The sequence below is a fragment of the Enterococcus sp. DIV0358 genome, assembly GCF_051713465.1.
Classification (GTDB): Bacteria; Bacillota; Bacilli; order Lactobacillales; family Enterococcaceae; genus Enterococcus; species Enterococcus faecalis.
Map to the genome: position 1 here is coordinate 1,942,564 of NZ_JBIOPX010000001.1, position 13,731 is coordinate 1,956,294.

At 37.1% G+C, this 13,731-nt stretch carries 7 protein-coding genes; all 7 read right to left on the reverse strand.

The window, feature by feature from the left end; genetic code table 11:
- Positions 1-23: 23 nt before the first annotated feature.
- The 7 genes from clpB to IGK70_RS09445 all read right to left on the reverse strand — a co-directional run bounded on the left by clpB (position 24) and on the right by IGK70_RS09445 (position 13,730).
- Positions 24-2,630 (reverse strand): ATP-dependent chaperone ClpB, encoded by a 2,607-nt coding sequence (gene clpB, locus IGK70_RS09415; protein WP_002356811.1) that lies wholly within the window; start codon positions 2,628-2,630, stop codon positions 24-26.
- Between the two features lie 269 nt (positions 2,631-2,899).
- Entirely contained in the window at positions 2,900-3,271 is a 372-nt protein-coding gene (locus tag IGK70_RS09420; protein WP_002362881.1) for a DoxX family protein, read from the reverse strand.
- A 202-nt stretch (positions 3,272-3,473) separates the two neighbouring features.
- Entirely contained in the window at positions 3,474-8,141 is a 4,668-nt protein-coding gene (locus IGK70_RS09425) for an InlB B-repeat-containing protein (RefSeq protein WP_071981514.1), read from the reverse strand.
- Between the two features lie 30 nt (positions 8,142-8,171).
- On the reverse strand, positions 8,172-9,233 hold the full coding sequence (locus IGK70_RS09430) for a DUF916 and DUF3324 domain-containing protein (RefSeq protein ID WP_071981515.1): 1,062 nt from the start codon (positions 9,231-9,233) through the stop codon (positions 8,172-8,174).
- 396 nt (positions 9,234-9,629) lie between these two features.
- Complete coding sequence (gene purB, locus IGK70_RS09435) at positions 9,630-10,925, reverse strand: adenylosuccinate lyase (RefSeq protein WP_002400818.1); 1,296 nt, start codon at positions 10,923-10,925, stop codon at positions 9,630-9,632.
- 42 nt (positions 10,926-10,967) lie between these two features.
- Positions 10,968-12,083 (reverse strand): 5-(carboxyamino)imidazole ribonucleotide synthase, encoded by a 1,116-nt coding sequence (gene purK / locus IGK70_RS09440; RefSeq protein WP_071981516.1) that lies wholly within the window; start codon positions 12,081-12,083, stop codon positions 10,968-10,970.
- A 327-nt stretch (positions 12,084-12,410) separates the two neighbouring features.
- The gene (locus tag IGK70_RS09445; protein WP_071981517.1) at positions 12,411-13,730 is read right to left on the reverse strand and encodes a nucleobase:cation symporter-2 family protein; all 1,320 of its coding nucleotides are present in this window, start codon (positions 13,728-13,730) and stop codon (positions 12,411-12,413) included.
- Position 13,731: the final 1 nt, after the last annotated feature.

Here is a 13,731-nt window from a genome sequence, read left to right on the forward strand (position 1 = left end):
CGAGCGAATTCGCTCGTTCTTTTTTATACTTCTTCTATCGGTTCATTTTCAAAAACTAATTGATTGTCTAATAGACTAATCGTGACTTTTGTTTTTGGCATTACTCGTCCAGAAACAATTTCTTTTGCTAATGGTGTTTCAACTTCGCGAGTAATGAAACGTTTTAACGGACGAGCTCCATAAGCTGGCTCATACCCATTTTCAGCAATCCATGTTTTAGCTTCATCAGTGATTTCCAACACAATTTCTTGTTGCTCTAAACGATGAGCAAGTTGTGCGGTCATTTTACCAATGATTCCTTTCACATTATCCAAGCTTAATGGTGTAAATAAAATAGTATCATCAATTCTGTTTAAGAACTCTGGTTTAAAGTGTCCTTTTAGAATATTCATGACTTGATTTTCAACTTCTTCTGGAATTGTTCCTTCAGGTGTCACACCTTCCAATAAAAGCTGAGAACCGATGTTGCTTGTCATAATTAAAACTGTATTTTTAAAATCAACGACCCGACCTTTAGAATCTGTCAAACGACCATCATCTAAAACTTGTAATAAGATATTAAAGACATCTGGGTGCGCTTTTTCAATTTCGTCTAATAAGACAATTGTATAAGGGTTTCGACGAACAGCTTCTGTTAACTGGCCACCTTCTTCATAACCAACATAGCCTGGAGGAGCACCAACCAAACGAGACACGGCATGTTTTTCCATGTATTCACTCATGTCAATCCGTACCATATGATCTTCAGAATCAAACAAATCTTCAGCTAAGGCTTTAGCAAGTTCTGTTTTACCAACACCAGTTGGTCCTAAGAAAAGGAACGAACCGAGTGGGCGATTTGGATCTTGTAAGCCTGCTCTTGAACGAATTACCGCATCACTAACAGCATCGACGGCTTCATCTTGACCAATCACACGTTTGTGTAATGTTTCATTCAGTTTCATTAATTTTTCTCGTTCGCCTTCAACTAATTTTGTCACAGGAATGCCGGTTAAACGACCGACCACTTGCGCAATTTCGTTTTCAGTAACCGATTCTTGTACCATTTTGACGTTATCTTTAGCGTTCTTTTCTTCCAATTCTTTCAATTCATGTTCTAATTGCGGAATTGTTCCATGACGCAAAACAGCAGCTCGTTCTAAATCATAATTATTTTCAGCATCTTCTAATTCGTGTTTTGCTTTATCAATCTCTGCACGTTTATTGGAAACCGCATTAACTTCTTCTTTTTCCGTTTCCCATTGCATTTTCATTGAGTTGGCTTCTTCACGCAAATCTGCTAATTCTTCTTGCAAGTTGGCTAACCGTTTTTTACTTGCATCATCCGATTCTTTTTTCAAGGCCGCTTCTTCAATTTCTAGTTGCATTAACCGACGTGTTACTTGGTCGAGCTCTGTTGGCATCGAATTCATTTCCACTCGAATCGTTGCGCTTGCTTCATCGACTAAGTCGATCGCTTTATCTGGTAAGAAACGATCAGTAATATAGCGATCGGATAAAGTAGCGGCAGCAACTAAAGCATTGTCATGAATATTCACGCCGTGGTGAATTTCAAATCGTTCTTTTAAGCCACGCAAAATAGAAATTGTATCTTCTACTGTTGGTTCTTTGACTAATACTTTTTGGAAACGACGTTCTAAGGCTTTATCTTTTTCCATATATTGGCGATATTCATCAAGCGTTGTGGCACCGATTAAATGCAATTCACCACGTGCTAGCATCGGTTTTAATAAATTCCCGGCGTCCATACTGCCTTCTGTTTTACCAGCTCCGACGATATTATGAATTTCATCAATGAATAAAATGATTTTGCCATCACTTTTTTTCACTTCTTTTAAAACAGCTTTTAACCGTTCTTCAAATTCGCCACGGAATTTTGCTCCCGCAATTAAGGCGCCCATATCTAAAGAAAAAATGGTTTTATCTTTTAAGTTTTCGGGGACATCTTTACGAACGATTCGTTGTGCTAATCCTTCAACAATCGCTGTTTTACCAACACCTGGTTCACCAATTAAGACTGGATTATTTTTAGTTTTTCTTGATAAAATCCGAATAACGTCACGAATTTCTTCGTCACGACCAATGATTGGATCTTGTTTTCCTGCTTTTACTTGTTGTACTAAGTCAACACCGTATTTTTCTAGTGCTTTATATTGTTCTTCCTGGTTTTGAGAAGTCACACGATCTCCTCCTCTCATCTCTTCAATATTTTTTCTTAACTCTTTTTCCGTAATGCCTTGTTGCATTAAATATTTTGTTAAACGATAATTTTTCAATTTCATTAAAGCTAAAAGTACAATTTCGGTTGATAAAAATTCATCTTGGAATTCTTCTCGAAGTGAATCAGCTTCTTGCAATAAATGGAACAAATTTTGACTTAAATTTTGACCATATTGCACATTACCGCCCGCCACACTTGGATATTCATCTAACGCGTTATCTACTTCTCGTTCAAATGCGTCAACATCTAAACCAGCATCTGTGTAAAAATTACGTCCAAAATGGTTTGGTTGAAGAAAAATTTTCCATAAATGTGCGATATCAATTTCTTGATGTTGCCGTGTCACCGCAACTTTTTGAGCTTCAGCAATCGCCTCTTGAAGCGTGGTTGTCATTTTTTCAATATTCATAAACGATCCCTCCCGTTTATTATTTTGTCTTTTTTATTTTAACATTCTTTACAATTATTATTATCCGACTTTTGATGGATTTCTTCAAAAGTTAAGGTATTCGTAAACCTTATAAATTTATTATACCCCATTGGTCAGTAAAGATCAATAAATAAATTGACCTTTTTTGACCTTTTTGATAAAAAAAACCTAAAACAACTAAATATCACTGTTTTAGGGCTTTTTCGCAATCACAACTAGTTTGACCAACTCTTTATTGCTTTGATTTATTAAAAATAAAGTTTTAACGTAAGATACTTTTTATCGGCATAGCTAACCAAAATAGCCAAACTGGTTATCGCTAAAAATAATTCGTACTCATAACCACTAAAACCACTTGCCAAACCAAAAGAAAAAATAGCTCCGACTAAAACTGCTATGAATCCTACTGATACCAAAGGAATTAAAAAGCCAATAATCATAAATAATCCACCAATTAATTCAATTGCTGCTACACCATAAACAAAAAGACTTGGCAAACCAATACTACCAAAAAACGCTAAAGTATCTTCCAATGACGTTACTTTCATCACTCCATGAATTAGCATCGTCACCCCTAGCCAAATTCTAATCACTTGAATGCCTCGTTGTTGTTTATCCATACTTCTCCTCCTTTGTTTGCATTTAATAGTTAATGTAACTACTTAAGTTACATTATAAAGGATAAATAGAAAAAAGTATAGAAAAAAACAAACGTATTTAACAATACGTTTGTTTTTTAATGTTACTGTAAAACTTATATTTTTCTTCAGAAGCATTTCCCCTAATACAATTAACTTTCCTTCTAAGTAAAACATACTAAGATTAGACTACATCGTCCAAGGACCAGATTACTGTAGATTGATATACTTTTGATATTTCTCCTACATTTGCAGGCACAGTTAATTTTATCTCTTCAAAAGGAAAATATAGTTGCCAAGTTCCACTTCCTTGTGTTCCAGTTGCTGTGATTATTGATTGGGCTGTTGCACCTGATCGAAAAGCTTGAGAACCTAACGTCGGTCCATTGGTAAAACTATTAGTTACTGATTCCACGGTTGTATTAGCATATTGAACTTTTTGAAGTTGAGTGTTCGCAAAGTTCAAGGTAATCCCTTCTCCTTGTGGTAAAGATTTACCAGTACTATCTTTAAATTCAGATAAACTAACGTTTAATTTCCAACCTGTGCTGATTGGTCGATTATCTTCTAGACGTAACTTAAAACCAGCTTGTTGTAATTCGGGACTTCCTACATAGTTTGCTGAATTTAATCCGTAATTTTTTGTCATCGGCGAAATAGCTTGTTTCCCAAAATCAAAAGTACTTGGTGTCCCCATCAATACAGGCCGTTGTCCACTCCATTTCGCATATAACGTTACAGTTCCATTATTAGTAGCAGTTAATATTGAAACTATTTGTTTATCTGTATACACAACTTCACTTGCTCGCGTCCTTGCCCAACCAAGAAATGTATTACTCTCTTTTGTAAAAGTATTGGCTGGTAATGGCTTACCTATTCCATAAACAAAACTCGTACTAGGCATCGTACCAGTTCCTCCATTAGCATCAAACTTCACAGTATAGCTATTTCCTTTCCAAACAGCATAATAGGTCCTAGCTGAAGTATAATTAACGAGAGGATTTGTTGTAATATTTGGGGTTGCGGCGTTGGCTGTTGTAGCCCAACCTTGGAAAGTGTAACCTGTTCTTGTTGGTTTCGCAACGGTGCTTAAATTAACTGCCGTCCCAAAAGTATATGCTTTAGCAGCTGTATCACCTGAGCCCCCATTGGCATTAAAAGTCACATTCACTGAGATGGGTTTCCAAATAGCTTTCAGTGTTATTTTTGTAGTAGTTGAAGTAGACGTAAAGTTAATCGTTGCACCCGGTTGATACTTTTTGGTTGCCATTGCAACATCTTGCCATTCCACAAAAGTATAACCACTAAGTGTTGGTTTTGTTGTGGGAATAACAACTTTTCCAGCACCATTCACATCTAACTGAATCGTTTGCGGAGAAGGTAGACCTTTAACGCCACTTCCTGGCACGATAACACTTGGTAAATTTTGTTCATATGCTACTTGAGCAAACTCCGTACTAAAGGTAATTTTGTCACTGACTGCCGTTAAAGCTGCTCCTGCTTTGGCTTCTTTGGCAGAATATTGAAATTGATTAATCGCTTTTTGATTCTCCGCATCCGGCACTAAAAAGTTCATAATCGCATCTAATGTCTCACTTGGTTTGATTGTCGTTGCGCCAAAATCGACATAGATTGCTGTGATTAAAGCTGAGTTAGCGGGTTTAGTTGTAGTGAACCCTAAACTAGTTAATTTAGTGGCATTCCAAGCTTGTAAATCATTGTTAGTATAACTAGGTAATTGTGAAACAGGCTTAGTTGTATAGTAAATTTTGGCTGTCCCACTATTATTAGTCAAGTTTGTAAAACCGATACTTCCTGTTGAACCACGACCATCACTAGCAGAAGGTAATATGTCATATAACCGAACGCTCGTAAAGCTGGTATTCCCTGAGTTTCTAATCACTGTTTGCATTTGCGGTGTTCCTTTACTCTCTACCGCAAAGATATTACTGCTAGACCAAGTTTGCGTCGCTGATCCCCGAGCATTCGTTGCGCTATCCAGTTTTGAAGCATCAACAACGGAAAAACCGATATTACTAGCAGTAGATGCGTTCATCGCATAGCTATTTTCATTTGCGTTATCTAAACCGATTTTTTTAGCCTCTGCAGCATCTAACTGAGCAGGTACACCTCTAAAGAAATCAGTTGTCTTAGAACTACTATAGGCGACATAAGGAATCTGATAGCTTCCCGAAGCGGTTAAACTATCAACTACAAACTCTAATGGAATCCGAAAAATACTAGACTCTCTCAGTACTTTGGATTTATAAGCCGTGCTAGACGTCTTAAAACGATAATAATTGTAAGCCGTGTCTTTGATAGGTAACGTTTCAACTGTCACCGAAGCTGGGTAGGTAACTTGATTACTGCCATCAATAAAATCTTTTTTCGTAGTAGCTTTTAACCGTAACTGTTTGGGAACTTTAATTGTAATAATGGGATTCACCCAATCCCCCGAAGAAGTGTCTGTATAGTAGCTATGATTTCTCCCAATTATTTCATAGTTAATCGTTTCTCCAGGTAATTTATTTTGACTATTAACACTGGTCAAGTTAGCATTAACATTCAAGGCTACGCCTTTATTATAATACACGACGTGATCTCTTAATTTAAGCGTTGTAGGAGTACCAGTTGCATCTTGGTACTGCATGGTGGCTCCAAAGGTAATTGGATTAGACTTCTTAGAAAGTGTGGTTCCATCTGGCCACCTCCCATTAAGCCAACTTTTAATGCGATATCCAAGAAACATCCCATTACCTGGAGGTAACGAATTGGCTGTTGTGCCATCGGTTCCCATAGGAATGACATAAATTGTTGAAATATATTCATTAGCTTTTAAAGTCGGTAAAGCAGGACTAAAGTTGCCAACTATAGCTGGTGTACTACTCCAAACAGAACGACCCACTCCGGTTACAGCATTTCTAATATAATACCAAGGGCGATAATAGGCTGGTGCACTTACTCCATCAGTAACACCATAAATATATAAATTAGCAAAGTTGCCTTTAGCTGATCCTGCCGTTAATTCTTGTAATGAATATTTCACACCTTGAATCGCTTTAGTTCCAGTATTCTTAATAGTACTAGAGGTACTAAACGTAGAATGTCCAAAAGCGTAAAAAGATCCAGCTGTCGCTAAATTGTCTAAATTATTAACTGCTGTAGTAGCTCCTGTACCATCATAATGATAACCTATTCCTGATAATTGAAAATCTGGTCTAGAACGTTTTATATAACTTTTCGTACTTGTGAGCGTATCTATTTTCCCATTCTGGAATTTTACCTTCATTCCAAAATTTATAGAAAAAGAACGACCTTCTGCATAAGCTTTATTCAAAGTGACCCTTGTATCGCTATAGCGTAAATCAACAAGAGTTGCTGGATTGTCTAAAATGGTTGGTGTGAGAGTTACTAATTTCTGATAGTACCGAGTTAAACCTACAGGAACACTAGGATCTTGTGCGTTCGTGATCCCTGTTTTTAATAATCTATTGGCTAAATTTCCCTTTAATGTAGCTCCTGTTGGAATTTCCACATACACTTGATGATTATAGCTAGGGTCTAAATTTGCTCTAGCTAAATAATAAAACTGATAAGAATGTGTCAAAACAATATCACCATCAAAATAATTGTTGTCACTAGGAACTGCGTAACTAGAGCCTATATATGCAGCAAGAGAACCTACATCAGTTTTTACGGTTTTATTCGTCCCTGAATTTGCGATTTGTTTACCGGTATTGTCAAATACCTTCGCTTGGAGATTATTCCACACGATTTGTCCAGATGGGATTTTGGCATTATAGACGTTATTAAATTTAAACCGTAAATTAATCGTCTCTAATGTTGTCTTGGTTTGTTTCAAACGAATAATCAACTTTTTATTAGTCGTATCATTTACATACGATGCTACAATTGAATTAGCACTAGGCGTACTAGGTGTGACTAACGAAAAAATGGGTGCTGTATTATCAAAGTCTTTAAAAACGGGGTCGCTTTTACTTGGATAAAAGCCATAAGGAAGTTCAATTGAAGTACCAGTGAGGCCCGCTTGGCTGATGGAAACTGGTATAGAAATCGTTAAGTAATCTGGTGCTGTTCCTGTCACAGGGTCAGTATACGTGCGATAAGTGGCAGGAGCAGTCAAACCGACCGTAATCCCATTTGCTTTTGAGGCAATCTTTTTAGTTTTACCGACGGATTTGCTTTTTTTGTTTTCCTTCGTTTGTTTCTTCTCACTGCTCTCCTGTGTCTTTTGAGGCTCAGGTATTGGCTCTTTAGCAATCGTCACTTCTAAATTTTTAGCCAAAATTTCTTGATTTTTATCTTTGACTGACAAGGTGAAGGTTCCTGCTTTTGTTGTAGTTAACAGCAGGTAACTCTCCCCCAACTGCGCTAAGTCTCTTAAAACCAAGCTATGTTGTTCTTGATTATAGGAACTATGCTCCTTCAATTGTTGATTTTTTTTGGGATTATATTGAATTTCCTGAGGCAATTGTATTTCCGCCCAGGTTACATTGCTAGTTATTTTTAGATAAAAATCTGTTCCTGCAGGCACTTGATGTTCTGGTTCCTGTTGAGACCAAGTAAAAGAAACAGTTTCTACTTCTTTCGTTTCTTGAGTTGTTTCACTTGAAGAATCTGTTGTTTCCGTTGTTCTTGTTGAAGAATCTGTTGTTTCTGTCGCTTGTTGTGATGGATCTGATAACTTAGGTAATGAATCTTCAATAATTTGTTGCATTTCACTCGTTACTGTTGTCGACTTAGACCCCTCAGCTAAGCCATTAATTGGTAAAATCATCATTCCTAATAATATGACTATGACACAAATAAGACAACTCGGTTTCTTATTCATAACCAACACCTTCTTTTCCTTTTTATTCCTTTATTTTGTTCTACTCTTTTTAAGATAAAAATAAACGCTAATTGTAACAAGACACAATGTGCTAAGAACTATTAACAAAAGCGGTTGGCTTTTTGCTGAAGATGTACTAGCCGACCATTGTTTTACATGCAATTGTGTGATTGTAAAATCTTTTCGCCAGTGCCATTCTTGATTACCAGCGCTGGCTTGACTATGAAAAGTATACGTTCCCGGTGAAAGGGCGACTTCATTCAATGATAAATCCATAGCTAATAGAGAATTAGGTGCCACTGACACATCCGCTTGTACTTTTTTTAGTAACTCTTTTGACTGACCTTTTTTGGTTAACCAGTTGGTAATTGTTGCTCCTTTCATAACTTTTGGTTGTCGATTTTGGAATGTTGCTTGAACAACAGGTAGGCCACCGCTGATCGTTGTATCAACTTTTTTTAGTTTCAATTCTGCTCCTTCATCAAATGGCTGTTTATCTTCTGTCAGCATGATTGAAATAGTATAAGCATAGGTTGATGTAAATTGATTAGTTGTTAATGATTCATCCTCTAGTTGTTTGACAAATCGTAATGCACCTAATTTAACTCCCGAAAACGGCTCTTTAGGCGTTTTAATTTCATAATTTACTATTTTTTCTTCAAAGTTTTTTACAGTGACCGTAGCTTCCTTATTTTGTAAATGTACAATTTGCTTGATGGAATTCGTTAAACTAGAATCTAATTTAGGATTCGTCTGCGTATAGTCAATCTGTCCTTCCGTTCCGTTAACCGCATCATGAATACCTAAAGCGACAGTGACTGGTTCTTTCTGCAAACTTCTGATTTTCACTTGAATAATCTGCTGACTACTTGGCTGAACGCCTAAATAAAAATAAGTTTGGTTCTTATCTAGCTGATTATCTGGTATCACACTTTCAACTGTAAAACCTGCTAGCGGCTTTGACTCAGGTTGTTGCGCTAAAGCAACTTCGAAATGTAAGAAGATTAGATAATAAATAATTATAAAACAGAGATAGCTAAATACTTTCATTCCATCCCCTGTAGTCTTATTTATGACTTGTGACAATTTCATTTCAACCAACTTTCCCCCTTTCTTTTAAGAATTACCGTTAATAGACTCATTATATCTGAAGACACACAAAAAATAATTTTGAATTTTTAAACCTATAATAAAAAAAACAGTATCTTCTTATACCACAAGGGTTTAGCGACCCTTTCTCCCTATGAAAACGTCTAAATTCCCTCTTGTTTTGAAAAATATCTCCTTTAAAATCTAAAGTGCAAACAAATAAACAACGAACAAACATCATAAGATAAGTGTCGTTCTTTCACCTATTGACGTTTGCTCGCTAAAATTTAATACTTTTTTCTCTAATTTCTACTAAATAACTTTTCAACTTTTTTTCTGAAAATAAAAAAGGGCAGCCAGGACAAAAAACAAAGTGTTTTTATCCTAGCTGCTCTCTTTTTATCCTAAACCAACACGTTCAAAAATCGTGTCAACGTTTTTTAAATGATAATGGTAATCAAAGGCATCATCTAGCTCTTCTTTTGATAAAACAGAAGTAATTTTTTCATCCGCATCTAGCAACGGACGGAACGCCGTTTGATGATCCCATGCGTAAGCTGTTTTTGGTTGGACCAGATCATACGCTTCTTCACGTGTCATGCCATGGTCAATCAATTTTAATAAGACACGTTGGCTGTAAATTAGTCCATAGGTCGCATCCATGTTACGTTTCATATTTTCTGGGAAGACCGTTAAGTTTTTGACAATATTACCAAAACGATTCAACATGTAATTTAGTAAAATCGTCGTATCGGGAATAATAATCCGTTCAGCAGACGAGTGAGAAATATCTCGTTCATGCCATAAACTCACATTTTCAAAGGCAGTAATAACATGACCACGAATCACACGTGCCAAACCAGTCATATTTTCAGAACCAATTGGATTCCGTTTATGCGGCATTGCCGAAGATCCTTTTTGTCCTTTTGCAAAAAATTCTTCTACTTCACGTGTTTCTGATTTTTGTAGACCACGAATTTCTGTCGCAAATTTTTCAATACTTGTCGCAATTAATGCCATGGTAGAAACATATTCTGCATGTAAATCACGTGGTAAAACTTGTGTCGAAATCTCTTGAGCACGGATCCCCAAATGTTCGCAAACATATTCTTCAACAAATGGTGAAATATTGGCAAAGGTACCTACGGCTCCACTGATTTTACCCGCTTCGACACCTTTGGCTGCATGTTCAAAACGTTCAATGTTGCGTTTCATTTCAGAATACCACAACGCTAATTTCAAACCAAATGTAGTCGGTTCTGCATGAACACCATGCGTTCTTCCCATCATGACCGTATGTTTATACTCTTTGGCTTTGGCTCCGACAATCTCCGTAAATGTTTGTAAATCTTTCCGTAAAATATCATTCGCCTGTTTCAATAGATAACCATAGGCAGTATCCACAACATCTGTGCTGGTTAACCCATAGTGCACCCATTTTCGCTCTTCACCAAGCGTTTCTGAAACGGCACGGGTAAAAGCGACAACATCATGACGTGTTTCTGCTTCAATTTCTAAAATACGTGCAACATCAAATGATGCATTTTCTCGGATTTTTTGTACATCTTCTTTAGGAATTTCGCCAAGTTCTGCCCAAGCTTCATCCGCCAAAATTTCAACTTCTAGCCATGCCTTGTAGCGGTTCTCATCTGTCCAAATTGCGCCCATTTCGGGTCTTGTATAACGATCAATCATTGTGCCTTATCCCCTCTTTACTCCTCAATTTTTGAAAAATAATTACGACCAAATCTTTTTTTCTTTAATTTCTTCCAGTGTTTCATCGATTTCTTTGGTTAATATAGTAATATGCCCCATCGCTCGTTGCGCTTTTGCTTCACTGTGGCCATAATAGTGGAAATGCCAATCTGGATGTTCATTAATAATGTCCATCGTTTCATAGGCTTCATTTCCAAGCACATTGACCGTGACTGCTTCAGACAACAGTTGAATCGTTGGCATTGGCCAATTACATAAACCACGAATATGCGTATCATATTGGCTAAAAGAACAAGCATCTATTGAAAAATTCCCAGCATCTTCTGGACGAGGTAAAATTTTATTTACATAAATCCCGCCTGTTTCTGTATAAAACATTTCAATTGAAAGGGTGCCGACTAAACCAACTGCTTTAGCAATCACCTTAGCAATTCGTTGCAACTCACCACTGACTTCGTCATCAATTCGGGCTGGTGCAATCGTTTCATGTAGCTTACGCTCTTTTTTAATTGTTTCCACAACTGGAAATGTCGCAAATTCGCCACGACCATTACCAGAAATCAGAACAGATAATTCTTTTTCGTAAGGAATCCAAGCTTCCAAAACACAGGTTCCTTCTCTTAGAAGATTCATGGATGGCGCTAAGTCTGAAGTACTATGTAGTACATAACGACCTTCCCCTCGCGTATTCTTCAAGATACACGGATAACCAATGCCATCAATTGCTTCTTGAATATCAGTCGGACTAACAATCGTTGCATAAGGGGCAATCACAATATTATTATCTTCCAAGAAACTTTTTTCCATTAAGCGATCTTGCGTAATCGCTAAAATGTCTGTTCCTTGTGGTATATTCGCTAAATGTTGAATCGCTGTTAACGCATCAACATCTGCATGTTCAAATTCATACGTAATCACTTGGGCACGTTTTGCCAATTTCTCTAACGCTTCAGGATCATTATATGCTCCTAATAATTGCCAATCGGCAACTTGTGCAGCAGGACAATCAATTTGTGGATCTAGCACACCCACTCGAAACCCCATTTCTCTTGCACTAAGGGCCATCATTTTTGCTAAATGTCCGCCACCAATGATACCAATCACTTGACCAGGTAATAGTGGTTTATCCAAGTTCATCACAACTTTCCATCACAGTTTTATCCTTAAAATCCTTCTGCGGTTTCTCGTCGCAGTCTAGCCTTTAAGAGTGCTCTTTTTACATGATACAAGGAAAAAGGCTCAACTTCAAGTGCCAGCAGTGTTTCCATTAGGTTTTCTCATCAGAATTTATTAACATACTTTAGGATAAAACAGCGGTAACTTACTACTTGTCTCTTTGTAACCAAGCTTTTTTCTCTTTTTCTCTTCAAATGGATGAAAACATTAAATTTTTCTAAACGATGATGAGGTCAAAAAAGTATGAAAGAAAAGCCACCTGACCTTATCTATCATACTTTTTTGAAACTATTCGTTACTTTCTGAGGTTTCTTTTAAACCATTGAATAAAAGATTTAAAATAATTGCGGTAATGCTGCTCATGACAATTCCATTACCAGTAAACATGCTAACAGTTTCTGGTACTTTATTAAAGAGCGTCGGCATAATATTAAAGCCTAAACCAAAGCCAATCGAGATGGCAATAATTAATAAATTTTTGTCATTTGAGTAGTCAACTTTTGACAACATGCGCATTCCTTGGACAGCCACCATTCCAAACATAACTAGCATTCCGCCGCCTAAAACTGGCTCTGGGATAATTTGGGCCATCGCACCAATTTTTGGTAATAAGCCTAAAATAATTAAGAAAAAAGCAGAAAAATAGATTGGTCGACGTGTTTTGATCCCAGATAATTGAACTAACCCGACATTTTGAGAGAAACCTGTATAAGGAAACGTATTAAAAATCCCCCCTAAAATGACGGCTAAACCTTCTGCATGATACCCACGACGTAAATCATCTTCGCCAATTTTCTTCCCTGTAATGTCTCCTAAGGCAAAATAAACACCTGTTGATTCAACCATACTAACAATTGAAATAATAATCATCAACACAATAGAAGAAAGATCAAACGTTGGTTTGCCAAAATAAAATGGCTGTGGAAAATGAAACCACGTAGCTTGACCAACAGGAGACAAATCCACTAATCCCAGAAACGCAGCTAAAATTGTGCCACCGACTAGGCCGATTAACACGGCAATTGACTTGATAAAGCCACGTCCCCAAACTTGCACAACAGTGATTAAGGCAATTGTTACAAATGCGAGTAGCAAGTTTTTAGGATCACCAAAACTTTTGTCCGTTGCTAAGCCGCCACCCATTTTTTCAACAGCAACAGGAATTAAGGTCAAACCAATAACTGTAATGACTGTGCCGGTGACTAAAGGCGGAAATAGACGTTTAATTTTTGAGAAAAATCCTGCAATAAGAACGACAAAAATGCCCGAAGCAATAATTGAACCGTAAATTGCCCCAACCCCTTTGTTCGTACCAATCATGATTAAAGGCGCAACTGCTTGAATGGCACAACCTAAAACGACTGGCAAGCCAATCCCAAAAAACTTATTCACCGTTAATTGTAAAAGTGTCGCAACGCCGCACATAAAAATATCGATTGAAATCAAATACGTCATTTGTTGCGAATCAAAATTCAAGCCGGTTCCGATTAATAAAGGTACGGCAACTGCTCCAGCATACATCGCTAATAAATGTTGCAATCCTAAAACGGCGGCTTTCCCATTTGGTGTTTCCGTCTGTTGTGGTGTATTCAATTGTTTTGTTTCCAAG